The 24575-nt window shown below is 60.2% G+C and carries 25 protein-coding genes; 5 read left to right on the top strand and 20 right to left on the bottom strand.

The genetic code is table 11. The features are described from left to right. Positions 1-2 precede the first annotated feature (2 nt). Both JQN68_RS04190 and JQN68_RS04185 read left to right on the top strand, forming a co-directional pair. Complete coding sequence (locus JQN68_RS04190) at positions 3-917, top strand: VOC family protein (RefSeq protein ID WP_225073251.1); 915 nt, start codon at positions 3-5, stop codon at positions 915-917. Positions 918-1334: 417 nt separating this feature from the next. Beyond that, the gene (locus tag JQN68_RS04185; RefSeq protein ID WP_225073252.1) at positions 1335-1826 is read left to right on the top strand and encodes a C-GCAxxG-C-C family protein; all 492 of its coding nucleotides are present in this window, start codon (positions 1335-1337) and stop codon (positions 1824-1826) included. 78 nt (positions 1827-1904) lie between these two features. Here the strand turns inward: JQN68_RS04185 and JQN68_RS04180 are convergent, their stop codons facing one another. Beyond that, on the bottom strand, positions 1905-2966 hold the full coding sequence (locus tag JQN68_RS04180; protein ID WP_225073253.1) for an XRE family transcriptional regulator: 1062 nt from the start codon (positions 2964-2966) through the stop codon (positions 1905-1907). Positions 2967-3079: 113 nt separating this feature from the next. On the opposite strand from JQN68_RS04180, the gene modA reads away from it, so the two are divergent. From modA to modC, 3 genes are read left to right on the top strand one after another with little or no spacing between them, the layout of a single operon-like run. After that, positions 3080-3826, top strand: coding sequence for a molybdate ABC transporter substrate-binding protein (gene modA / locus JQN68_RS04175; protein WP_225073254.1), 747 nt, complete (start codon positions 3080-3082; stop codon positions 3824-3826). Positions 3827-3870: 44 nt separating this feature from the next. Continuing rightward, the gene (gene modB, locus JQN68_RS04170; RefSeq protein WP_225073255.1) at positions 3871-4560 is read left to right on the top strand and encodes a molybdate ABC transporter permease subunit; all 690 of its coding nucleotides are present in this window, start codon (positions 3871-3873) and stop codon (positions 4558-4560) included. Next, on the top strand, positions 4557-5612 hold the full coding sequence (gene modC / locus JQN68_RS04165; RefSeq protein WP_225073256.1) for a molybdenum ABC transporter ATP-binding protein: 1056 nt from the start codon (positions 4557-4559) through the stop codon (positions 5610-5612). Before modB ends, modC begins: the two co-directional genes overlap by 4 nt. A 138-nt stretch (positions 5613-5750) precedes the next feature. Here modC and JQN68_RS04160 read toward each other — a convergent pair whose 3' ends face one another. The 19 genes from JQN68_RS04160 to JQN68_RS04070 all read right to left on the bottom strand — a co-directional run bounded on the left by JQN68_RS04160 (position 5751) and on the right by JQN68_RS04070 (position 24345). After that, the gene (locus JQN68_RS04160) at positions 5751-6761 is read right to left on the bottom strand and encodes an ABC transporter substrate-binding protein (protein WP_225073257.1); all 1011 of its coding nucleotides are present in this window, start codon (positions 6759-6761) and stop codon (positions 5751-5753) included. 13 nt (positions 6762-6774) lie between these two features. Further along, positions 6775-7578, bottom strand: coding sequence for an ABC transporter ATP-binding protein (locus JQN68_RS04155; RefSeq protein ID WP_225073258.1), 804 nt, complete (start codon positions 7576-7578; stop codon positions 6775-6777). Further along, positions 7568-8404, bottom strand: coding sequence for an ABC transporter permease (locus JQN68_RS04150; protein WP_225073259.1), 837 nt, complete (start codon positions 8402-8404; stop codon positions 7568-7570). Before JQN68_RS04150 ends, JQN68_RS04155 begins: the two co-directional genes overlap by 11 nt. A 170-nt stretch (positions 8405-8574) precedes the next feature. Further along, positions 8575-8955, bottom strand: a complete 381-nt coding sequence (locus JQN68_RS04145; RefSeq protein ID WP_225073260.1) for a PadR family transcriptional regulator — start codon at positions 8953-8955, stop codon at positions 8575-8577. Between the two features lie 168 nt (positions 8956-9123). Further along, complete coding sequence (locus JQN68_RS04140; protein WP_225073261.1) at positions 9124-9702, bottom strand: FmdE family protein; 579 nt, start codon at positions 9700-9702, stop codon at positions 9124-9126. Then, positions 9696-10538, bottom strand: a complete 843-nt coding sequence (locus tag JQN68_RS04135) for an ABC transporter ATP-binding protein (protein WP_225073262.1) — start codon at positions 10536-10538, stop codon at positions 9696-9698. The genes JQN68_RS04140 and JQN68_RS04135 overlap by 7 nt, the downstream gene beginning before the upstream one ends. A 3-nt stretch (positions 10539-10541) precedes the next feature. Further along, complete coding sequence (locus tag JQN68_RS04130) at positions 10542-11570, bottom strand: FecCD family ABC transporter permease (protein ID WP_225073263.1); 1029 nt, start codon at positions 11568-11570, stop codon at positions 10542-10544. Then, entirely contained in the window at positions 11567-12625 is a 1059-nt protein-coding gene (locus tag JQN68_RS04125; protein ID WP_225073264.1) for an ABC transporter substrate-binding protein, read from the bottom strand. Before JQN68_RS04125 ends, JQN68_RS04130 begins: the two co-directional genes overlap by 4 nt. Before the next feature lie 28 nt (positions 12626-12653). Continuing rightward, on the bottom strand, positions 12654-14675 hold the full coding sequence (locus tag JQN68_RS04120; protein ID WP_225073265.1) for a TonB-dependent receptor plug domain-containing protein: 2022 nt from the start codon (positions 14673-14675) through the stop codon (positions 12654-12656). Positions 14676-14703: 28 nt separating this feature from the next. Beyond that, the gene (locus tag JQN68_RS04115) at positions 14704-15525 is read right to left on the bottom strand and encodes a class I SAM-dependent methyltransferase (protein ID WP_225073266.1); all 822 of its coding nucleotides are present in this window, start codon (positions 15523-15525) and stop codon (positions 14704-14706) included. Between the two features lie 725 nt (positions 15526-16250). Next, the gene (locus JQN68_RS14580) at positions 16251-16826 is read right to left on the bottom strand and encodes a methylated-DNA--[protein]-cysteine S-methyltransferase (RefSeq protein ID WP_283775383.1); all 576 of its coding nucleotides are present in this window, start codon (positions 16824-16826) and stop codon (positions 16251-16253) included. Continuing rightward, positions 16826-18310, bottom strand: coding sequence for a DNA-3-methyladenine glycosylase 2 family protein (locus tag JQN68_RS04105; RefSeq protein WP_225073267.1), 1485 nt, complete (start codon positions 18308-18310; stop codon positions 16826-16828). Before JQN68_RS04105 ends, JQN68_RS14580 begins: the two co-directional genes overlap by 1 nt. A 230-nt stretch (positions 18311-18540) precedes the next feature. Next, on the bottom strand, positions 18541-18750 hold the full coding sequence (locus tag JQN68_RS04100) for a hypothetical protein (protein WP_225073268.1): 210 nt from the start codon (positions 18748-18750) through the stop codon (positions 18541-18543). Continuing rightward, the gene (locus tag JQN68_RS04095; protein WP_225073269.1) at positions 18747-18956 is read right to left on the bottom strand and encodes a hotdog family protein; all 210 of its coding nucleotides are present in this window, start codon (positions 18954-18956) and stop codon (positions 18747-18749) included. The genes JQN68_RS04100 and JQN68_RS04095 overlap by 4 nt, the downstream gene beginning before the upstream one ends. A gap of 7 nt (positions 18957-18963) precedes the next feature. Then, the gene (locus JQN68_RS04090) at positions 18964-20118 is read right to left on the bottom strand and encodes a GEGP motif-containing diheme protein (RefSeq protein WP_225073270.1); all 1155 of its coding nucleotides are present in this window, start codon (positions 20116-20118) and stop codon (positions 18964-18966) included. Positions 20119-20130: 12 nt separating this feature from the next. Beyond that, positions 20131-21297: a fibronectin type III domain-containing protein gene (locus JQN68_RS04085; protein WP_249621025.1), complete on the bottom strand. Its 1167-nt coding sequence runs from the start codon at positions 21295-21297 to the stop codon at positions 20131-20133. A 162-nt stretch (positions 21298-21459) separates the two neighbouring features. After that, on the bottom strand, positions 21460-22440 hold the full coding sequence (wtpA, locus tag JQN68_RS04080) for a tungstate ABC transporter substrate-binding protein WtpA (protein ID WP_225073851.1): 981 nt from the start codon (positions 22438-22440) through the stop codon (positions 21460-21462). 68 nt (positions 22441-22508) lie between these two features. Continuing rightward, positions 22509-23546 carry an ABC transporter ATP-binding protein gene (locus JQN68_RS04075; RefSeq protein WP_225073852.1) on the bottom strand — a complete coding sequence of 346 codons (1038 nt, stop codon included), beginning with the start codon at positions 23544-23546 and terminating at the stop codon, positions 22509-22511. Next, a complete protein-coding gene (locus JQN68_RS04070) occupies positions 23533-24345 on the bottom strand; it encodes an ABC transporter permease (RefSeq protein ID WP_249621024.1) in 813 nt (270 codons plus the stop codon). Before JQN68_RS04070 ends, JQN68_RS04075 begins: the two co-directional genes overlap by 14 nt. Between the last annotated feature and the right edge of the window lie 230 nt (positions 24346-24575).

Raw genomic sequence — 24575 nt, 5'->3', positions numbered from 1 at the left:
TTATGGCTACCCAGAAGATCATCCCGTTTCTTTGGTTCGACAAACAAGCGAAGGCCGCGGCCGAGTTCTATGTATCCGCCTTTGGCGGCGACTCGGCGGTTACAAGCGTGACGCCCATTGCCGATACGCCTTCGGGCGACGTGGAGTTGGTGGGTTTCCGGCTCCTCGGCTACCAGTTCACGGCCATCAGTGCCGGCCCCGCCTTCAAGATCAATCCGTCGGTGTCGTTCTTCGTCAACTTCGACCCGTCGCGGCGCCCGGACGCGAAAGAGGCGCTGGATGCCCTGTGGGGCAGACTGGTCGAGGGCGGTGCCGTGTTGATGCCCCTCGACAGCTATCCCTTCAGTGCCTGCTACGGCTGGGTTCAGGATAGATTCGGCGTCTCCTGGCAGCTGATCCTCTCCGATCCGGAAGGCGAGCCGCGGCCGAATATCGTTCCGTCATTGCTGTTCACCAAAGAGGTCAGCGGCAAGGCCGAAGCGGCGATGAAGTTCTATCTCTCCGTCTTCCCGGACGCCCGCGAGGGCCTCGTCGCCCGCTACGGCCCCGGCCAGGAACCGGACCGGGAAGGGACGGTGATGTTCGAGGATTTCATGCTGGCAGGGCAATGGTTCGCGGCGATGGACTCGGCGCACCCCCACGACTTTTCCTTCAACGAAGCGGTTTCGCTGGTGGTCAACTGCGATACCCAGGATGAGATCGACTATTACTGGGAAAAACTCTCGGCGGTGCCGCAGGCCGAGGAGTGCGGCTGGCTCAAGGACCAGTTCGGACTCTCATGGCAGATTGTGCCGGCGAAACTGGCCACGCTGATGGCAGGCACCCCCGAACAGCGCGCCCGCGTGACCCGGGCTTTTCTGAAGATGAAGAAATTCGACATGGCGGCCCTCGAACGGGCCTGTGCAGGGAAAGAATAATCGCGGCCATGCACAGGTCGGCCAACATCAGGGCGTCGATCTTCGTCCGTCCATGGCTGAAGCATCTGGCGACCTTCTCCGGAATCGCAATTCATCTTGGGCAGCGCATGCTTCCCATCGCTTTCAATCCCGGAATAGATATAGCATTGTCTGCCTTTTGGGCCTGGGCCGCCTGCTCTGCGTCGCAGCCGTTACCACTCCCGTCCGCTGCCTTTTTTCCCGGTATGGCCAGGGAAAAATCTCGAGGCCAAATCCGTCGAAGTGCCCATCCGCAACCCACGGATGGCGTCTGTATCTCTTGACAGGATATGGTTGATTGTCTTTAATAACGTGGGATTCTGATCCAAAAAAGGCCGGGGCCTTGGCACCGACCGGCTGCATGGAAAGATGGAAACTTCATAAGAGGAAATACGTGCCATGAATGATGAAGAACGTCGGGAACTGGCAGATCAGGCCTATCACATTGCCTACGATCTGGATTTGAAATATGGCTGCTGTCCCCAATGTGTCCTGAGCGCCGTCCAAACGGTGATGGGGGACAAGGTGACTGACGATTTGATTAAGGCCAGCCATGGTTTGTCCGGCGGCGGCGCCCTCATGGGCAGCGGTATGTGCGGTGCCCTGGCGGGCGGCTTACTCGCACTGGGCGCCTGGCATGGACGGGATCCCGACCATTTTGGCTCCGGCCCCGGCCTTCAAAATTTCAATGTGGGGCGGAAACTGGTCGCCCGTTTCCAGGCCGAGTTCGGCGGCACCTCCTGCGAGCATCTGCAGCACAGATTCAGCGGACGTACCTGGAATTTCTGGAATGCCGGCGAGTATATGATGTTCGCCAAGCTGCGCGAGGACCAGTGTGCCCGTGTCAGCGGCCTCGTGGCGAAATGGGTCGTCGAAATCCTACTTTCCTGACACGGCAACCGCTACCGGCGAAACAGACTTCTTCACTGCATAGCCATAGTATACGTCCTGCCATCATCCCCCATGCGTCTACCCGTCGGTGGACTCCATTTCGCCGGTGCGACGGTTGTCGTAACCGGGCAACTCACCGATCAGGTTCCGGTAAACCGTCGATTGAATGACGTCGACCAGTCCTCGGATGCGGGGGTCGTCGACGCTCGATTGCAGGATGCAGAAATCATAGGCTTCACTGCATACGGATAAGAAATCGACGCCTTCCTCTTCGCAGACCAGGCGCAGGGAAACGCCGGCCTGGGCAAAACCATGGCGAATCGCCTGAGCCACCCCCCGATGATCTCTGGCCAAGTGGGAAAGAGAAATGCGGTTTTGCGTGATCTCATCGAGCACCCGGCGGGCGCCGGAACCCGGTTCGCGGCCGATCCATTGCAACTTCGACTCAATCAGGGTTTCAATGGCGGTGGTGGCCAGGCCCGGCGCCAGGGCCAAGCCTTCATCCCAATCGGCGATGCGCAGCAACTGGAAGGGATTTTGGACGGTTTGGGCCACCGCATCGCGGTTTCCTGCCTTGCTGTCCGCGTCGGCCAGATGGACTCCCGCTGCATGGACCAGGCCGGCCGCCAGCAGTTCCAGGGCGGCGCGGCTGGAGCGCGGCAGCACCAGCATGCGAAAAGGGGTTTGCCGGGCATATTCCGCGGCCAGGACGGCAACCGCGGGATCGCAACAGGCCACCACCAGGGTGCGAACCGGATCGGCAAACTCGTGATCGTTGCATTTCCCGTCCCGCCAGACACCGTCATGGGGCACCGTGCCGAGGGGGCTGACCTCCACCGGATAGAGCCAATGCCTGGCTCCGATGATGGCTCGCCAGTAGCGGCAGGTTTTGCCGGGCGGCGGCCAGGCCCACTGGGCGGCCTCGTTGCCGGTCAGGACAAAGAGATCCTCGACCCGGCAACCGAATATGGCTGCCAGGGCCAGGGCGGCGGCGGTGGACGGGATCAGGCGTCCTGCTTCAATGCCGCTGATACCGGTTCGGGAAAGGCCGGCGCGCTCTGCCAGATCCTGTTGCGACCAGCCGCGCTCTTCGCGAAAGCGACGAACGAAATTGTGAACCGTCAAGTTTTCTTTTGACATGATAATATCCAATATGGCATTATTTTGTCCATTCTGCAACCACCGCATCCTCGCTCGGTTCGCAAAACTTTCCTCGGCTCATGCATCCTGCATCAGGAAGAAAGGAACTCATCATGTTGGCAGCCAGAACCGTGTTGGCGATACTTTTCGGCGTATTCTTCTCCGTCACTGCCGCTTTTTCAGGAGAGGTGCGTCTGTCCGTGGCGGCAAGCATGAGCGATGCGGTCAAGCAGATGATCGCGGGTTATGAACAAAAGCATCCCGATGTCAAAATTCTGCCCAATTTCGGTGCTTCAGGCGCCTTGGCCAAGCAGGTGGAACAGGGGGCGCCCGCCGACATTTTTATTTCCGCCAGCACCGACTGGATGGACTACCTGGTTGGTAAAGGGTTTGTCGCGCCCCGGGATGTCAAGGTTTTAGCATACAATGCCCTGGTCGTGGTCGGCGACAAAAAACTGAAAATTTCCAGCATGAAGGACCTGAGCAAGCTCAGACTCATCGCCATCGGCAGTCCGCAAAGCGTCCCCGCCGGGAAATATGCCGAACAGGCCATGCAGGCGGCCGGCATTTATTCGAGTCTGGTCGCAAGGCTGGTCATGGCCCAGGATGTGCGGCAGGCCCTGCTGTATGCGGATCGCGGCGAAGCCGACGCCGCTTTCGTATATAAGACGGATGCCCTTTTGGCCAAGAGTGCCGGCATCCTCTATGAAGTGCCGGCAGACCTCTATGATCAGGTTACTTACCCGGTGGGAGTCACCATCCAGGGTGCCGCCAAACCGGAAGTCAAGGCCTTCATGAAATATCTGCGTGGGGCCGAGGCAGGAAAGATCCTTGAGCAGTATGGGTTCGTTATCAGGTAAAGGGCCCCCGGGCCGCATCGGTTCTGCCTTCTGGAGTGCGCAAGATGTTGGATTTTTCACCCGCTGATTGGCAGGCCATGAAGCTTTCGGCATGGGTGGCCTGTGCCGCCACCCTGCTGTCCCTGCCCTTTGGCATCGGCGTCGCCTATCTGCTGGCCTTCTGCCGCTTTCGCGCCAAGGCCCTGGTGGATGGCCTGATCAACCTGCCCTTGGTGTTGCCGCCGGTCGTGGTCGGTTATCTGCTGCTGCTGGCCCTGGGCGGGAACAGCTGGCTGGGGCAACTGCTGGGACGCTTCGGTATCCGGATTATTTTTACCTGGAAGGCAGCGGTCATCGCTTCCATGGTGGTGGGCTTCCCGCTGCTGGTACGCTCCATTCGCATCGGCCTGGAAGGGATCGACAAGCAACTGCTGCACGCCGCGCGAACCTTGGGCGCAGGTTGGCATGACACCCTTCTGACCGTGACCCTGCCGCTTGCAGGTCGCTCGATACTCGCCGGCATGTCCCTGATGTTTGCGCGCAGTCTTGGTGAATTCGGTGCCACCATCGTCATCGCCGGCAATATTCCCGGAGTGACCCAGACCATTCCCCTGGCCATTTACAGTTATTCCAGTACCCCGGGCGGCGATGGCATGGCCCTCGGGCTTTGCCTGGTATCCGTGCTGCTGGCCCTGGTGGTATTGATCTTCAATGAAAGCATGGTCCGGAGGCTGAACAGGGAGGAACGGCGATGAAGCTGGAAGTTTCACTGAAAAAGCAGCTGGGACGGTTTTCCTTTGCCGCCGATTTCACTGCCGAGGGCCGTCGCATCGGAGTTTTCGGTCCTTCCGGTAGCGGCAAAACCACCCTGATGAACCTGTTGTCCGGCTTGTTCCGACCGGATTCCGGGTTTATCCGCCTGGATGGCGAGACGTTGTTCGATGCCTCCCGGAAAGTTCATCTCCGTCCGGAACAGCGTCATGTCGGGGTGGTCTTCCAGAGTTCCAACCTGTTTCCGCACATGTCCGTCAGGCGTAATCTTTTCTATGGCCACCGGCGGGTCGCCGGTTCGCGGCCCCGGATCAAAGCGGACGATTTGATCGATGTGCTCAATCTTGCCCCGTTGCTGGATCGGGGCGTCGGCAGTCTCTCCGGGGGAGAGGCCAAAAGGGTGGCGCTGGGGAGAACCATTCTCGGCAATCCGCGGTTGATACTGATGGACGAGCCCCTCAACGGCCTCGATGACGGATTGAAATATCAAATCATTCCCTATCTGAAAAACGTCTTCAAAGAATTCGCCATACCTTTTTTGTTTATCAGCCACTCCCTCAATGAAATGCAGATGATGGCCGAGCAGGTGCTGGAATTCGAAAACGGCCGATTCCGCTCCCAGACCGCCGTGGATGAACTGGCTCTGCGATGCATGGGCAGCAGCCCGGCGGGTTTCATGAATCTGCTGGAGTTGGAAGAACCCAGATCCCGCGGCGAGCTGACGGTTTATCGCTGGGGCGGGCAGGAGCTGGTGCTGCTCAACGGAGTCGACCCGGCCCCCGGCATGTTTGAACTTTCCTCCAAGGACATTACCCTGTTCAAGCGGCATCCGGAAGCGTCCAGTGCCCGCAATCTGCTGCATTGCCGGGTCAGGAAGCTTGTCGAGGTCGGCAGCCGGGTCGGCGTGGAACTCGATTGCATGGGGCAGTCGCTGGTCGGCCAGGTCGTCGGCGAAGCCGTCGAGGAACTCGGGCTTGCGCCCGGCACAGAGGTGATGGCGGCGATCAAGGCCTCGGCGTTTCGCAGGCTTTATTGATCGGTTGCGGAGCGGCTGCGTGCCGCTTGCTGAACACATTTATCCCGTGCGTCGTTCTGAACAACGCGAACTTGCCCGGCGTTCCCATCCGCAAACCATTAAAACCGATCGGCAGGCATTCAATTCCCCCAGCTCCGCTCAGGACTCCCTGCGCCCTTGTCCAACCTGGGGTTGCAGGAATTCCGGCCGCGAACGACCCTCCACATCCGGGACTTCCTTCAGTTTGCCGATGCGGTGTAAAAACTCCCCTGTCATATTCAGGCTTCTGGTAACCTGTTCATCCAGCCGGACCCGCCATTCCATCTTGCGGAACATGGCGGCTTCCAGCGAGGCCGGCACGCCGGTCACCAGGGTGGTTTCGGCGGCGGCTGCGTCCGGGTCGGCGTTGATCCAGTCCACGGCCCGGCGGGTGCCGGCGACAATGGCCCGGACAGCTTCGGGATGGGCGTCGGCGAATTCCCGCGAGGCGACGATGAGGGAAGGGTAGTCATTGCCAAGACCTGACAGGTCGGCCAGTTGGCGGGCTCCCGGCACCTTTTCCTGCGCTAGCATGGGAGTCGGTTCGGAGGCGGCGAAGGCGTCAATCGAGCCGCTGAGCAGGGCTTCGATGAGATCCTTCTGGGACAGGTTCACCAGTTGGACCGTCGCCGGGTCGATGCCGTGATGCTCCAGGTAGAGATAAACCGCACCATGGGTGCTGGAACCGAACTGAACGCCGAGGCGTTTTCCTGCCAGATCTGCCGGTTCGGCAACTCCCGACTTGTCGCCGACCACGATGGAGTGCATGTTCTCCCCGCCGCCGTAGGCGGCCACCAGGACACAGTCACGGGGGCCGGCGAGGGCGATGAGGGCGGGCACGTCACCCATTACCGCCACGTCGGCGCTGCCGCTGACCAGGGCTTCGGCCGCGGCGATACCGGCGCTCATGCCCAGTTTGACATCCTCGACAATCACGCCGTCGGCGGCCAGCCAGCCTTTTTGGGAAGCGAGGAACTGAGGTGCGTAGTAGCCCTTGGAGGTATAGGCCAGGCGACACACGACGGCATCGCTTTTGACCTCGGAGCGGTTGTCGCAGCCGGACATGGACAGCACGGCGAAAAGGGACAAAACGACCAATGCGGAACAGACGAGGGCTGTTTTCGATTTCATGACATCTCCTTGTTCAGAGTCGTGCACAAATGCAGGTTTCGCCGTCCAGTTCATCAAGGCCGCCGCTCAGGCGCGCATCGAGATGTTCGGTGCAGGCAATGATCCGCCCATCGCGGCGCCGGCGTGGGCGTGGCAGATCGATGGTTTCGATGCCGCGCAGTCCCGCCGGCGGGCGTTCCAGCACGACCACCCGGTCTGCCAGGTAAACCGCCTCGGCCAGGGTATGGGTGACGAAAATGACCGTCCAGCCGAACTCCTGCCAAAGAACCGTCAATTCGTCCTGAAGGCGGGCCCGGGTCACCGCATCAAGGGCGGCGAAAGGCTCGTCGAGGAGCAGAATTTCCGGATTCAGGACCATGGCGCGGGCCAGCGCCACCCGTTGCCGCATGCCTCCCGACAGGGCGGCGGGATGGGCATGCAGGAATTCCTCCAGCCCGACCCGGACCAGGGCTTCCCGGGCACGCCGTTTGGCCTCCCCCTTCGGCACTCCCTGGCGGCGCAGGCCGTAGGCGACATTGCCAAGGGCCGTGTACCAGGGCAACACCGCGTGATCCTGGAAGACCACCACCCGGTCGGGCCCGGGGCCCGACACCGGCCGGCTCCCGGTCATGATCGAGCCGCAGGTGGGCCGGGTGAAGCCGGCCAGCAGGTCGATGAGGGTCGACTTGCCGCAGCCGCTGGGGCCGACGACCGCCACGAACTCGCCCCGGCGGATCTCGAGATCCAGGCTGTCGAGGGCCGTTATCCCGCCCTGACGCCCCTGGCCGGGGAAGATCTTGCCCACCTGATGGAGCACCAGGGCCGCTTCAGTGCTCATGGCTGAGCCCCCATCGTCTGACGGTGCGCCGCTCCAGAGGCGCCAGCACCAGGCGTTCGAGCCCCAGCCCGAAAAGGGCGATGATGGCGATGCAGACAAAAGCCGACACATAGTCCATGGTCCAGCGCGATTGGATGATGGCATAGCCCAGCCCGTCGCCGGAGCCGACGATCATCTCCGCCGCCACCAGAACCCGCCAGGCCGCCCCCAGGGCGATGCGCAGGCCGCTCAGCAGATGCGGCAGGGCGCCGGGCAGAAACACGGTGGCGAACAGCGACAGCGGTCCGGCGCCGCACATCCGACCGGCGCGCACGTAGCGCCGGTCCACGCTCTGCACTCCCATCACCCCGGCAATGGCCACGGCCGGAAAGGCGGTGACGGCGATCATGGCCACGGTGGCGGTCTGGTTGAGTCCGAACAGCAGGATGGCCACGGGAATCCAGGCCAGACCCGGAACGACCTGCAGCACCTCCACGGTCGGCATGGTCAGCAAACGCACCGGGCGCCACCAGCCGGCGATCAAGGTGTAGAATAGTCCGGCGCCCAGGCCGATGCCGAAACCTTCGGCCCAGCGGACCAGACTCACCTGCAGATGATGGTAGATACTGTGTTCCAGAAAGACGGCGCCCATCAACAGATTGCGCAAAACCCAGAGGCATTCGATGGGCGTGGGAAAAGGAACGCCGCGGCGGGTCGTCACCAGCCAGGCAACCAGCTGCCAGAGGCCGATGCCGAACACCGCAGCGGAAATGCCCCAGACCGGCCGGGAGAGACTTCCGCCACCGGGTCGAAGAGCAGTGGAAAGCGCTTGGGGAAAAAACATCATGGCTGTTTTGCAGGACGAAGCGTCAGGCCCTCATCGCTCCTCAGGGCATCATTCATCCGGAAATGCAGTTCGGCTTGGGTTTTGTGGTCACAAGGCGATGGGTCGAGAGAAGGGTGGTACATGGATAGTGCTCCTTGATTGCCGCACCGCTTCGCCTTGTGCCGCCTGCTTTAACCAATGCTTGGCGATGACTTGCCATCCGGCCGAAGAATGGCCAGCAGGCCATTGATTTGAGAGCGGTAGCCTTCCAGCGTTTCAATCCAGCGTCGCAGACACTCCCTGCCATCCCGAGTCAGAACATAACGCCGCTTGGCCGGTCCGCTGCCCCCCGGTTCCCAACTGGACGAAACCAGCCCTTCCTGCTCCATGGTTTTGAGAACCTTGTAGACGCCGCTGGTGTCGGGCGGAGCATCGGCATAGATGGCCAATCCGCACAATTGCTGCATCAGGTCGTAACCATGCGTCTCACCGCGAGTCAGCAAGGCCAGTACGGCCGGCCGAACCAGACGGGCCAGATTTTTTCCCGAACAGGCACATTGGTTGAAATCCACTATTGGACCTCCTCCGTTATTTAGCGTCTTATATAACGAACAGCGATTGCTGTCAAGAGCCGGCTCGCACAAGGAAAAAGACCCCGGGCGGCACCTGCCGCCCGGGGGTGTCAAGCCCCGATGGCTGTCGGGCCGAGGAGGCGCGGCCCGGGTGGGGAGTGGGGTGCTTTAAACTTCGGCAGCCGCAGGGGCGGTATCGCAGGTCCGGTAATAGGCGCCGTGGCCACAGGCCCGGCACAGCGGCTCGGCGGTATTTCCCGACAGAGTGACATCGCGGTAATCCAGAACCGTTTCACCGCACCGGGCGCATTGGACAATGCGTGCCGGCGGGCCGGGCAGATCGCCCGGGTTGAAGGATACGGTGACCGGCCGCCAGGTAAGCAGTATTTCATCGTCTTCTTTCAGGGCCCTGGCCTTGGCCTCTGCCGGAGGCAGTTCCGCGTGACCGCGACTGGCCACCCGCCAGGCCTTGCCCGTGCGCTGGTTGACGAAGGTGGCGGCCATCTTGCCGTAATCGAGAAATTTCAGACTGCGTCGGCCCAGGCGCACGCCGGTGGCGATGGTGATGGCATCGGTAATACAGCGGTCGTTTTCAACGAAGACGATGAGATCCTTGATGTCTTCGGCCGCCACCAGTTCCAGGCCTTTTCTGGCCATTCGCACCCCCATGATCTGGCCGGTGCAGAGATGACCGTGATACTCCTCGCAGCGTTCCAGGGTGGATTGCAGATTTTCCACTTTCAGCATTGTTTTCCTCCTGTTTCACAAAAATGAACCGGCCGCCGACTGTCATGGCAGCTACAGAAGCGTTGCCGAATACGTTCCGGCACGCAGATGCGAAAATTTTCGAGCAACGGCCACACGTCGACTTCGGTACCATAGAGATGGAACAGGGTGTCCTTGTTGATGACTTGCTCCGGTTTGCCCTCCGCTATGACCCGGCCGTCCTTGAGCAATACCACATGGCTGGAAATCCACAGTGCGTGATCGGGGAAATGGGTGGATTTGACGAAGGTGTAGCCCTCCGACGCCAGCCTGGAGAGCTGTTCCAGCAGCCGGATCTGGTTGCCGTAATCCAGGCCGGTGACCGGCTCATCGAGAATGAAGGTATGCGCTCCCTGGCACAGGGCTCGGGCGATGAGCACCAGTTGCCGCTCGCCGCCGCTGATGCAGGTGTAGGTCCGCTCCCGCAGATGGGCGATGCCGAGTCGCTCAAGGGCGGCCAGGGCCAGCTCCCGGTCGCGGCGGGAAAAGGGCGCCAGAAAGCTTTTATGGGGCAACCGGCCCATGAGCACCACATCGAGGACCTGGTAGGCAAAGGCGGCGCGGTGCAGTTGGGGCACATAGGCCATTTCCCGCGCCAGGGCTTTGCGCGACAGGTTGTGCAGGGGCCGGTTGTCGAGACGCACCTCGCCGCCGCGGAACGGATAGATGCCCAGCAAAACCTTCAAAAGGGTGGTTTTGCCGCAGCCGTTGGGGCCGAGCAGGGAAACCAGGCCGCCACGCGGCAGCCCCACGGAAACCTTGTTCAGTACCGGGTGGTCATCATAGCTGAAACTGATATCGCGGGCTTCGAGCAGCATGTTTCACCCCCAGCCTTTCCTGGCGTTTTTCAGCACCATGGCAAAAAAGGGAATGCCCAGCAGCGAGGTAAGAATCCCCAGGGGAATTTCCACCTGCAGCAGCAGGCGGGACAGGTTGTCGACGGTGAGCAGAAACAGGCCGCCGAGGACCGCCGCCACCGGCAGCAGTCGGCGGTTGTCCGGGCCGACCAGCATGCGGGCGCTGTGGGGAATGACCAGCCCGACCCAGCCGATGAGGCCGCCGATGACCACCGTCAGGGCACTGATCACCGTCGCCAGCAGGACCAGCCAGAAACGCACCTGCCGCACCCTGAGACCAAGGCTGCCGGCTTCTTCGTCGCCCATGCTCAAAACATTGAGATGGCCGGCGAACAGCAGGATGCCGGCCATACCCGTGAGCATCGGCAGGGCGACCATGGCCACTGTTTCGGCATCCGCCAGGGACAGGCCGCCCATCAGCCAGTAAACGATGGCCGGCAACTGATCGTTGGGGTCGGCCAGGTATTTGAGCAGTGACAGCAGCGAGGTGAACAGGGAGCCGCTGATGATGCCGCCGAGGATCAGCATCAGCAGCCGGTCGCCGCGGTAGAGGCGCGCCAGGCTTACGGCCAGGCCCACGGCGGCCAGGCCGCCGACAAAGGTGCAGAGCTGGACCGTGCCCCAACCCCGGTCAAGCAGCATGCCCAGAGCGGCGCCGGCGGCCGCGCCCGGCAGCACGCCGAGCAGGCCGGGCGACACCAGGGGGTTGATGAACATGGCCTGGAAGGCGGAGCCTGAGGTGGCCAGGGCCGAGCCGATGAGGATCGCGGCGGCGATGCGCGGAGCGCGGATCTCCCACAGCACATTATGCCAAAGCTGGTATTGGACCGCTTCCGGCGTGCCGAATCCGAACAGCTTGTGGAGCAGAAACCGGACGGTTTCAGCCGTCGAGACGGGATAGCGCCCCAGGGTCAGTGACCAGATGGCGGCCGCTGCCAGCAGCAACAACAGACCCTGCGGGCAATAGCGGCGCAGGACCGTGCGAAGGCTCATGGCCGCACCTCGCCGGATTCGAGCAGGTCCGCAATCTGTCGGTCGGAGATCTCGACCTGCAGAAAGAGCCGGTAGAATTGGCGGGTTTCCGCCGCAAGGTCGATCCGAAACCGTTGCGGATGCAGTTTGGAGGCGGTCCATTGCAATCCCAGAATCCGCATGAAGGATGGCGGTCGATCGAACCAGTCAAAGGGGACCTGGGGGATGCGATACACCCGCCCCTGGCGCACGGCCGGAACCTGGCGCCATGCCGACGCGGTGGTGATGCGGTGGTAGGCGGAGGCTTCGCGGACCAGGATGATGTCGGGCCGGTACATGAGGACCTGCTCCATGCTGACCTGTTCCATGCCGAAATCGTCCCGCGCCTGGCAGCGATGCACATTGTAGCCGCCGGCCAATTCAATCAATTCGGCATGCCAGGAGGTGTGGCAATCGGTTCGCAGGCCGTCAGGGCCCTGGGCGTAATAGACCCGGGGGCGCAATTGTGCTGGTATGGACGCGGTTCGAGGCGGGATGTCCGCCAACACCCGGTCGGCATATGCGGCCAATTGCTCGGCCCGCTGCGAACGATGCAGCAACCGGCCGAGGCGGCGGATGATTTGCGGGTAATCCGCGAGTTGCTCGAGGTCGAAGCGCGCAACCGGAATGCCCATTTGCCGCAGGCGGGCATCAAGCCGGGCCTGCAGGGCGTTGGTACGCCCGCTGACGACCAGTTGCGGCCGAATTTTCAGCAGCAGTTCCAGATTGGGTGTGTTGCCCTGGCCGAAATAGCCGCCGACCACCGGCAGGGTGTGGACATGGGGATGAATGAACGGTTTCTCCCGGTCCCGAAGGGGGAAGTTCAAACCGATCATCAGGGTCGGATCGATGGCGTAAAGAAGCAGGGTGGCCGGCGGCGAGGCCCCATAGACCCGCTTGATTTCCCCCGCGGCCCTGGTCGACGGTCCGTGTCCGGCGGTCACTGTTCCGGCCGTGCCCGTCCGGGGCGTCAGGCTCATAATCCCGATCAGCATGAGCTGAAACAGCAGCGCGTATATCTTTTTATTCCGATGCATTGTTTTTGTCGTTCCCCTAAGCCGTCGTTCAGAACCGGTAGCGGAGGTTGGTGAAATAGTTGATACCGGGTTCCGGGTAGCCTTCGTCGTAAGCGTAGTTGGTGTCGAACAGGTTGTTGATGCCGGCTTCCACCATCAGGTTCGGCAGCGGCTCGATTTCAACCTTGGTGTTGACCACGGCGAATTCCCCGGCGATGCGTGCTCCGTTGGAGGAACTGTAGGAATTGGAGTAATAATTCATGTCAGCCTGCACGCTCAGCCAGGACAGGGGGCGGTGGCGCGCAAAGACCATCAGCTTGTGACTGGGGGTGCTGGTCAGTTTGTCGTCGTTGCTGCGGTTGTCGCGTGCCAACAGGGTATAGTTCAGCCCCGCCTCGAGGTTCGCGGTCAGGTTGCCGCTCAGTCCCAGTTCCAGACCGTACTGCTCGACCTTGCCGACGTTGCGGTTCTGGCCGGTGGTGGTGCCGGGATTGGCCGGATCCGGTATCGTGGTAAGGAGAATGAAATCGCTGATGCGGCTATAGAAGATGGCGGCATTGAAGGAAAGGCGATGGAGGAAGCGATCCCGGTATCCAAATTCGAAATTCCAGGACTTTTCCGGTCGCAGGTCCGGATTGGGAATGGCCCGTCCCAGACGATAGGAGTATTTGTCCTTGATGGTCGGCAGGCGGGTTTTGTGCGCCGCGGTGGCGTACAGGGTGGCGGTCTCGGTCAGGTTGTGAAACAGGCCGAGTTGCGGATTCCAGGCACCGCCGCGGTCCTTGGGGAAATCAACCAGCGCCCCATCAATCAGGTTTTCGGCTGCCAAGGTGCGGAGACAGTCATAGGAGACACCGGTTACCAACTGCCATCTTTCGGATAAATCCAGGGTGTCTTCGACACCAATGGACCAGATTTCATCCTCGAATCGTTGGTAGGGGTTGGGCCAATTGTGTTCCCGATGGACGTCACGCTTGTAATGGAAGGCCATTTTCAGGTCGTTGCCCGGCAGCAGCCGGGTTCCGAGTTCCATGGAGCCGCCATAGCTGTGATCCTTGTAGTCGCTCTGAAAGGCATAGGGGCGGGTGAAGCTGTCGTAGTCGGCATCGTCGTAGCTGAACAGGGAGTTTTTATAGCGATCGTAGTAGAGCCTCGACTTGACGTAGGACTTCATGCCGAGTTCGGTGAAGGAGTTGAAGTAGAAGCTTTCCTTGTCCCAGTAGGGCCAGCGCCAATAGCGTGGAGTGGTCGCGGGATCGCTGCCGGCATAGGGCGGCGTCCCCTTGACACCGTGCTGGTAGGTATAGCTGAAGGCGTATTCATCGTCACCGCGGGGTGTCAGGCCGATCTTGATGCTGGCCTTGCGATCCCGTTGGTAAGAGTTCTCGCGCCGGCCGCCGTCTTCGGCCACGGTCGGCCGGAAATGGTCGGAGAGGCGGAAGTATCTGCTATTGAACAGGCTGGCGCCGGTCTGCAGATACCACCAGTTTTGGTTGGTTCCGAGGTTGAAATAGGCCTGGTAGGTGTGTCCCGAGGCATAACCGGCGCCGAGGTTGGCCTCAAAGGCCTTCTCCGGCCGCTTGGTCACCAGGTTGATGGCGCCGCCCATGGTGTTGGGGCCGTACAGGACCGAGGCAAAGCCCTTGGCAAGCGTTACCTGCGAAAGATCGAAAGTGGTGAAGCGGCGCAGGTCGGGATAGCCGTCATAAGGCACGTAGACCGGAATGCCGTCCAGAAACAGCGGCACGCGCCGCAGATCGAAACCGCGCACATAAACGGTGCTTTCATTGCGGGCTCCGACCTTGGTGAAATGCACGCCCGGCAACAGTTCGAGGGCCTTGGCCACATCGTCGCGGTTGAACCGGCGCAGGTCTTCTTCCGTGATCTGCTCGGTAGTCAACGCTCTCGGGTCTTCGTCGCGGGCGCCGGTGACTTCCACCCGGCCGAGAGTGAAGACCCCTTCCGTCGCCAAGGGCGAGGCCCCGGCGGTGATGGGCAGCAGGTAAAGCAGTACGGTCGGCCAGAGGAGAAAAGGCGAACGGTTTCGTTTTGCGGATGAATCGTTGTGCATCAGGTTCCCTCCAGGACTGCAAAAAAGTTCAGGGTAGACGGTCCGGCGCCTCCGGAACCGGAGACCAGTCCAGGACCGCCCAACTGACCCGCAGGGGTTCGGCTCGTTGCCAGCGGTCATCGCGGCGGATGTAGCCGGTGCGCAGATATTGTCGCAGGGCCTGTTCCTCGTCGGCCGTCAGTTCTCCCAAGCGGCGTTGGTGGGCGCGAAAGGCCTCCGCCTCATCCTGATAGCCGGACTCTTCCTCGTAGGTGATGAAATTGAGGCTGGCCCGCAGGCCCATCTGGTAAAGCAGGTTGACCACACAGATATAATCGGCGCCGCAACGACAAGGGCGGCCGATGGCACGCAATAGCAGTGGATCGAAAGGTCCGGTGCCGACCGGGATGGAGATGCAGACCTTGCTGGTGGCGAACCGGTTGAGCTTGACAATGGCCTGGCGCAGGTCCGGGACGATCACGGAACGTGAGGCGATGACCACCTCGTGGGGCTCGATGCCCAGGCTCTGCCAGTCATCGTTCCAGGACGCCTCGACGGGACGAATGTTTTGAATGTTCTGCGCCCTGCAGGTCTCCTGCAGGCCGGCAAGCATGTGCGGTGAAATATCCAGGCCCGTGACTTGGCAGACCCGGGAAGCCAGGGGAACGGCCAGGGTCCCGGCGGCACAGCCGACATCCAGAACCCGCCAATGGGGTTCGGGCTGCAGCAGGTTCAGAAACCGGTCTACATAAGGGCTGACATTTTCCGGTCGGCTGAAGGTCTTGGCGCGTTTGTTCCAGTAACTCCGGTTGCGTTCTTCATCGAAGGTTCGCGGTTGCTGTTTCCGCCAGATCTCATTCCAGTCAATCAAGGGTAGGTCCATAATTCATCCACGGCATGCGGACATGCATTTTTTGAAGTTGTTTTCATGTCAGGGAGGCTGGTTTAACGTTCGGGCCCGGCAACCAAGTCGATACGAACGGCGTATGACATGGCAAACAGATCGGAACCGAAGCATGGGGCGGCCGCATGCCGTTGGCGCCGAATACGAAAAACCCTTACGATTCCTGAAAAAAAGACCGGAATCATGCGGGTTTCGTTGAGTCCGCGGTGCGGAGGACGAAGTGGGCGCAGGATGGGAACGGTCTTGCCGGGAGATTCGGTCATGTCGGCGGTGAGGTCGACACGGGGTGCAGATTCTTGGGTTGGTTGTTTTCCCCGGGCAGTTGTGGTGGCCGAAAGCCGAACTGAACATTATAATGTCATAAATGATATTATAATGTCAATCATAAATCCCCCGTGTCCTTTCAGCAGTCGTGGGGATGGCGCGCGATCCCACTTGCCCGGGCTTGGCGGTGGAACATATTGCATGTGGCACGACCCAATCCGTGATCCGGGACATGAATGGACAAATGGCCTGCCGTTTATCGGCAGGCCATACGCTCCGAGGCAAGGTAGGCGAACTGTTGACTAATCGATGCTTTTGCCTGCAAAAATAGGAGGATAAGTGGGATTTTGGGGATAATTTATGTTTTTTGGAATATTCAATAAGTTGCCATGATCCGACGCCATGCCCCCTCGACCTGAAAGGTCCCGTTATGCAGGCCGGCAGGAAACATCCCTGCCGGTACGCTCATCGGCAATGCGAATCCCTGCTTCGTGGTCGAGTAGCCATCGTTTGCGGTCCAAACCACCGGCGTAACCGGTCAGTTTGCCGTCCGATCCGATCACGCGATGGCATGGCACGATGATCGCTATCGGATTGAGGGCGTTGGCCCGTGCCACCGCCCGCGCGGCTCCTGGGTGACCGAGATCGGCCGCCAGCCCGCTATAAGACCGGCATTCCCCGCAGGGAATGGCGAGCAGCGCCCGCCAGACCTGTTGCTGGAAATCGGTGCCGCGCAACTTCACATCCGTCATCGGCAAAGCTTGCATCTCGCCGGAGAAATAGGCATCGAGCCAGCGGATGATCGGGGCCGCCATCGCCCCGTTTTGCCGCCAATCAATACCCTTGAGGCGACGGTTCTGGATGGTTCGCAGACGCTTTTCATTGCCCTCAAAATCCAGATGCACCAGTTTTCCTCCAACAGAGGCAAGAATCAAGGCACCGATGGGGCTTGCGTACCAGGCGATGTCGATGCGGGTGGCCTCGCTAGCACTCTTTTTCATCATCAGTCTCCCAGTGACGACCACAGATATTGCGCAGCATAGGCCCGCCAGGGTCGCCAGCGTTGCGAGTGCTCTTCCAGCAGCCCGGCCTTGTCCGGTCCGCCGCCGCGGGCGGAGGCCTTGAGGAGGCCGAGGTCGGCCGCCGGAAAGGCATCCGGCTCGCCCAGTCCCCGCAGGGCGAAATAATGCAGGGTCCACGGCCCGATCCCGGAGATCGCGGCGAGATCGGCGAGCAACGATGCGTCGACGGGATCGTGGGCGCGGAAAGCGGCAAACAGGGCGACCACTCCGGACAGGGTGCGGGCGCGTCGTCCGGTGAGCCCGATGGGCTGCAGATCCAGATTCATCAGACTGTCGGCGGTGGGGAACAGATGGGTGACCGCGCAGTCGGCGATCAGTGCCGCCGGCAACGGTTCCCCGTGGCGCATGACCAAGCGCCCGGCCAGGGTGCGCGCCGCCGCTACCGAAACCTGTTGCCCCAGCACCGCCCGTACGGCGAGCTCGAACCGGTCCCAGCAGCCCGGCACCCGCAACCCCGGCCGTTTTTCGATCAACGGAAGGAGCAGAGGATCATCGGCCAGCAGGGCGTTTATCGCCGCGATATCGGAATCCAGATCGAACAGGCGGCGCACCCGTCCGCTGATTTCGAGAAGCTTCTCGCAGACCGCTCCGCGCAGGCCGATTTCGACCCCCCTGCCGTCCCGGGTAAACCGGCAGTGCATCAGTCCGACGGCATCGCCGAGCCGAAAACCCCGGCAATACCAATCCGGTCCCACCTGTTCCAGTCCCGGAATGGCGCGCTCCCGAAAGAAAGAGAGCAGATAGGTCGCATCGAAGGGCGGCCGGGCGCCAAGACGCAGCACCAGGTCCTCACGACCAACCGCCGGTCCGGGTGAGGCCGGAACCGAAGCGGGCCGCGGGGATCGCAAGCCGCGCCGAAAGGCCGTCGGCGCGTGACCGTAAGCGGTTTTCATCGCAGCATTGAAACGGCGCAGGCTGCGGAACCCGGCTACCGCGGCGATTTCGCACATGCTCAGGTTGCTGTCCGCGATCAACTGCCGGGCGCGCAGCAGTCGACGCGCCCGGACATGCTCCCGGGGGGTGACGCCGGTATGTTCCTTGAAGAGACGACGCAAGTGGCGGCTGCCGATGCCGAGGCGGGCGGCCAGATCCTCAATGGAACCCCTGTCCAGGGCCCCATCCTCGATGAGTTGCACCGCGCGACGCACCGTGGCATGGATCCCGGCAGCGGCGGGATGGCCCGGCGTGACCTCCGGTCGGCAACGCAGGCAGGGGCGGAAGCCGTGGGCCATCGCCGCCTCGGCGGTAGGGAAAAAGCGCACATTTTCGCGCTTGGGGGTGATGGCGGGGCAGATCGGCCGGCAGAAGATTCCCGTGGTCAGGACGGCGGTAAAAAACCGGCCGTCGAATCGTCGATCGCGAGCCAAAAGGGCTTTGTAGCAGATATCCTCATCGAGCTGTTTCATGGGGTCATTGTAGCAGGATCAGGCAGGGAATACTCGCCGGATTCGGACATTGGCTTGATATGCCGGTGAGGCTGTGCGGGCCGCACCAACGCACCAAGCCCTCCGCGGAGGAAGTGAAAGTCTGACAGAGGTTGCAAGGCCATGCCGGTTGCAGCTCGGACATGGCCTTGTTCTCTCGCAATGGAAGGGGGGGAGGTTGATTGTTCAATGATGTCCATGTTGGACCGCGATTATGAGCGGGGTCGGCAGCGCTCAATCAAATCCACGGCCTGGCGGGGCAATTTGATGATTTTTCCTTTCAGGGTGGTGAAAACCAGGGTCTGCCGATGAGCAGCAAGCTGCTTGTCGTCGGACACCCGGCGCACGTCGAAAAACATGTGATGGGTAGTTTTTCGTTCCGTAAAATCCAGGTGGATCCGGATGGCAATCTCGTCCTTCAATCGCGCCGGAGTGAAAAACCTGGTGTCATATCCACCACGGCAATCAAGTGTTGTTCGGGAAAACCCTCCACGAACCTGAAAGCGAACAGTTCCCTCGCCTCGGCACACCACTGCAGGTAGTTGAGGTAATAAACGACACCGAATAAATCAGTATCGTTGATGGTGACGATTCGTTGGTGCACGAAGGGCTGCATGGCCGGGGTCATCAGGGGGTCAATTCTGTACCCAAGAAAACCGGTTTCGCCCCAATTCACGGGGCCGGATGGCACCGTACACGACCAGTTCGCCGTTTGCAGCCATTTGAAGCTGCTTTTCGGACCAGTTATAACGAAATGATTTATTGTCCGCGGTGTTGACCTGAATGGCGACAATGGACTTAATGCAGTAGTCGGCGTTTTTAGGAACCGGCCTGTCGGGATTGAAGGGATAGGGCGGTTCGTCCCGGTCAATACTCCATTGTGACCGATCAGGGACGATCGGCTGCAGTGATGGCGATATGAAACGATAGGGACCTTCGCCGTACATGTGGTAATGGCCTTTGTCGTCAGCCTTCATTTTGCCTTCCAGCAAAGGAAAACCATCCCGCTCAAAGGCTACGATAAAAAACTGCTTGCCCGGTATGGGCCGTCCGTCCTTGAAGGGCACTTCGGCAGGGTGTTTAATCCATGGATACCGCGAGAAGAATTTTCCTTGGTCAAAGCCTTGCTTGATTTCATTTATGGGAAAGTTACGACTGTAACCGCTGATTGAGTAGATTGTAATGTCCGTGGCCGTTTCCAAGACCCCTGCATCCAGCAAAAGATCCCAAACCTTCACCCCGGAATAGACAGCATAATAATCACCGAATTTGGCGGTATCAAACGCCATGAACTGGTTGGTGCGCGGCAGGCGGTTGAGTTTGGTTCTATTGTAGATCACGGCCGGTGCTTCTTGGGTCGCCGGATTGTCGTTCTTGTCCCCGGGAAGGGAGCCGTCCTTTATTTCCTCCTCATTGCTGAAGCCGTCTCCGTCTGAATCAATTCCGGCAATAATTCTGAAGGCCTCCGCGTTTCTACCGGCCTCAAGATAGGCCGCTCCGTAAGCATTCAGGGTCTTTTCAAGGCTGCCCGGCGGATGGGGGGCTCGGTATCCGTATACCGCATGGCAATAATCACAATCATTAAGATATCTATCCTTCACTTCACCACCGGTGTGGCACAAAAAACAGTTGTCCAGTTTCGTGCCTTTGGCCTGTGGATACTCATCCACAAACAACATCGAGTCCTGGGTGCTAACGTGCGCTTTATAAGCCGCTATCACGGGAAAGCTTATTAACGCCAGCAAAACGAAAAGTGGTGGCAATATGAGTAAGTTGTATAAATTTTTCATTTTACAAGCCTCCTATTCGCCATCCGCAACCATAGCCGTCCAGCCAAAAGTATTATTGACGACATTGGGCTTGATCAGGCTCTCCAGTGCGCCTTCATAAAAAACCACCAGATATTCTTGACCGGCTGGAGCCTTGGTACTTATCCGGATTTTATTGTTGTCGATCTCGTCCACCATGACATGTACGTTTCTAACGTTAACTCCGGAACTTTTTTCATAAACCTTAATGGCGTCCTGATCGGCAATCCTCACCGGCTGGTCCAGCCTGATGAAAAGGATGTTGCCGGGTAAAATGAGGGTTTTTGTCTGTTTGCCCCCCGGCAGGTCCTTGATGGGCTTGATTTCCGGCAATGTAACAGGGAGTATTTTTGAAGACGGCCCAAAACCTGTCTCATTCCCCGCCTGTACTTTGAAAAAATACGTCCTCCCCGGTACAAGACCGCCGTTGCCGCGCCCCCTAAAACCGTGGGTCGTGTCGGTAAGGGCCCAATCTTCGCCCGGATACGGTTCTCTGGCCAGATCCATGGCACTGATAAAGTGGCCGGCGGGTTGGGAGGAAAATAGAACACGGTAACGGGTAGCCTTCGGCACGGGATCCCATGCCAGCCTTATTTCATGGGATGAAGCCTCCACCAGCTGCACCTGTTGGGGCGCAGCCGTTGGTGGCAAACCCAGGATGAATTGGCCGGCACCTTGATATCCGACACCACGGTCATCCTGTACCATCAGGTTCAAAAGATAGCGGCCTGTAACGGGAGCGTTGACGACACCGGGCAGGGTCAGAAAAAGATCGGTATGGGGCGGTATGACAGACTGTATTGCACGAAGTATGAAGGTTTTTTTGATGCTGGTTGCGCCTCGAACCACGGAATAAAATCGGTCCCCTGGGTTTTTATACTCCAATTTGGCCAAAGTGCAGCCAGGATCGGCAGACATGATATGATCCTGTTTTATATTAAAACCCTTGGGAAGCTCAATGGTTATACGCGTCCCTTTGGATAAGTCCAGCGGTTCCTCGGTCATAAATTTTATAATATAACGTGTTGTCTCTCCGGGAACCAACGATGCGGCCTTGACCGTTACTGAGGAAAGATCGGCGGCCCCGACTCCGATGGCGCCGGCCATGATAAATAATAGTATGTATAGAAGGAAAAAAGGGTTTTCTTTGTAGGGACGCATGGCAATCCTCCTTCGCAATCATGATTGGAAATTCGTCGAAAGAGATCAAACAGATGGCTGCCGGCGTAAACGTATCGACAGCCGCATCGTGGCCGCGCCTTTCAAGAATCGGGATTTCCGGACGGATGTATACCGAACGGGTCAGCCCATCTCAGAACATCATTACTTGACCACCACCCGCGGCTGGATGCTTTTCGGCAGTTTTTGGTGCATGGCCCGGGTCGGTACGAACGGGGGATCGAAGGGCGGTTGACCGTACTGGCGGAGAATCTTCTGGCCGCCCTCCGGATCCAGCAGATAGGCCAGAAAGGCTTCGGCCGCCTCGCGGTTGGGAGCGTTTTTGGGCATGGCGATGCCGTAAGCCACGAACTGCCCGATGCGATCAATGAAGGTGCCCGGTTTTTCTCCGGAAACGCGCACCCGGGCTTGGTGGTAGAAGGCGTCATGGGCAACGTTGGCCAGGTTGATGTTGTCGTCGAGGCTGATGAACTTGAGCTTGTGCTGCAGGGCCAGGGAACGATAGCTCCAGGCGTAATCCAGGTCGCCGTTCTGCACCATGAAGGTCAGGCTGGCGGCCTTGTCGCGCAGGTTGGCCATGGGGCGGTTGGCCAGGAGCTTTCGATAAAGGCCGGGGCGGCGGTAATATTTTTCCGCCAACTGAATCACCATCAGGCTGCGATAGCCGCCGGGATCGACGTTGGGGTCGGAGTGTCCCCAGGCCACGCCGGGCCGGCCGAGGATGTCGAACCAGTTGTCCCGGTTGATCTCGGCGGCGAATTTGCTGCGGTCGCTGTAGGTCAGCACGATTTCGTTGGTGGCAAAGCGGATATTGAAATCGGCCAAATGAGGCATCAGGCTCTGGTCGATGACCTGGAAATCGGCGGACGCCAGCAGGTCCGCCGGTTTGCCGACCTCGGAAATGAGACGGGCCATGCGGGTGCTGCCGCCCGCTTCCCGTTGCACATCCACGTCCGGATAGCGTGCCTCGAAATCCTTTTCCATGGCGGCGAAGGGCACCGTCAGGCTGCCGGCGTGAAAGATGATGAGTTTGCCCTTGGGGGCAGCCTGCACCTCTGCCGTGAGAGTCATGCAGCACAGCAGCAATCCGGCCATCCCCAAAATCCAACCTGCCCGTTTCAGCATGCCAAGCCATCCTTTCCGGCGATAGTGCCGACATCCTCGCCACCGACGGGCGGCGGGGCCGGCGAAAGTTAAAACAGTCGTGCCACTTTGGCTTCAAAACCCAGATAGACGCGGTCTCCTTCGCCGAAGCCCTGTTCCTGCAAGGTCCGGCGATCCAGCAGGGCCCTGAACCTGGCGTCAAGGCAACGCACGCCGATTTCATGCCCTAGTCCCGTCGGCATGATCTGCTCAATGACGCCGGGATAGTGAACGATGTTGCCGGCAAAACCGGGATCGCGGCGCAATATGATATCCTCCGGACGCACCGCCAGCACCGTCCATGGCTGTGCAGGCTGTTCGGGGAGGGGATAATGCAGGCCGCCGAAGACAAAAGCGCCGTCGGCGATGCAGCCGGAGAACATGTTTTTCATGCCGACGAATTCGGCGACGAAGGGATTGTCCGGGCGCAGGAAAATATCCTCGGCGCTGCCGATCTGCTCCATGGCTCCCTGCCGGATGATGCCGATGCGGTCGGCCAGGTACAGGGCCTCGTTGAAGTCGTGGGTCACCATCATGAAGGTGATGCCGAATTCGGCGTGCAGTTGTTTCAGGACGCGGCGAATGTCCTCACGGAAGTTGGGGTCCAGGGCCGACAGGGGTTCATCCAGAAGCAGTACCGAGGGGTGGATGCTCAGGGCCCGCGCCAGGCAGACCCGCTGTTTTTCGCCGCCGCTGAGATTCAGCGGTCGCCGCCGGACCAGATGCCGCAGGCCAAGGAGTGAGATCAGGTGCTCGACCCGTTCATCGGCCTGCTTCGGATCCTGCCTGACATAACGCAAACCGTAGCGGATGTTTTCCATGACCGTAAGATGGGGGAAAAGCGCGTTGTCCTGGTAGACGATGCCGATCTGCCGCTGCTCGGGAGGCAGGTGGGTGAGGTCTTGTCCGGCCACCCGGACCTGGCCGCCGCTGATGCGAACCAGGCCGGCAATGGATTCGAGGATCACGGTTTTTCCCGAACCGGTCGGCCCGAGCAGGACGAAGAACTCACCCTGCTCCACGGTCAGGGAGATGGGGTGCAATCGGAAGCCCGGCAGTTTGACGGACAACTGGTCAAGCTGGATCATGGTTCCCCCGGATCGGTAGCGAAACCAGTCGCAGCGCAAGGAACAGCGACAGGCAGACCAGGATCAGCCAGACGCCGACCGGCTGGGAATATTTGAGGCCGTAGGCGGTAAACCGCTCATACATCAGGACCGGAGCAATCATGGGATGATAGGCGACAATGACCACGGCGCCGAATTCGCTCACTGCCCGGGCAGCGCACATGATGACGCCGCTCAGCATGTGTCGCCAGCACAGGGGAAAGGTTACTCGACAAAAGGTGGCCGCAGGGCCTGCGCCGAGGCTGCGGGAAACCTTTTCCAATCGCAGCGGAACGCTCTCGAAGCCGGCCTTGGCGGCATTGAGGTAGAAGGGCAGGCCGACAAAGGTCAGCACGACGATGATACCGGTGGCGCTGCCCATGATGCGTACTCCGAGGCTGCTCAGGATCCGGCCGAGGGGCTGGCCCCGGCCCAGCAGGCTGAGAATGGCGATGCCCACCACCGGATGGGGAATGACAATGGGCAGATCGATGATGCTCTCCACCAGTTTCTTGCCGAAAAAATCCCTGCGGGCCAGCAGATATGCCAGGGGTGTGCCGACCAGAAAGGAGATCAGCGCGGCGATGGCCGCGGTGTACACGGACAGCCACAGGGAGGACAGCACCTCCCGATCTTTCAACGTCTCCCACAGATCGGCGGGGGCGGGGCCGGCCACCATCTGAAGCAGGGGCAGAATGATGAACAGCATGACCGCCGTACTGCAGGCAAAGGCCACGACATGGAAGGGACTGCCGAAAATCACTTTTCTTTTGCTGGCCATTTCAGAGGTCATTGCCGAAGGGCTTCCATTCACGGATGGGCCGCTGCCCATGGCTGTGGCCGGCGGCAGGGGTGGTCGGTGAAGTTGTCGGAGGACGATTGATGTTCCTTGACGCGATCCGGGGGAAAAGCGTTGTATAAATAGTGACTATAAAATGCCTTCGATATTTATTGATGGTAATAACGTATCCCGCAGAAGGAAGTCAAGCCTCCTCTGGTCTGCAGGCCAGG

Source organism: Desulfuromonas sp. CSMB_57 (assembly GCF_020194955.2).
Lineage (GTDB): Bacteria > Desulfobacterota > Desulfuromonadia > Desulfuromonadales > Syntrophotaleaceae > JAFCIY02.
This window is presented reverse-complemented; position numbering and strand designations above follow the sequence as displayed.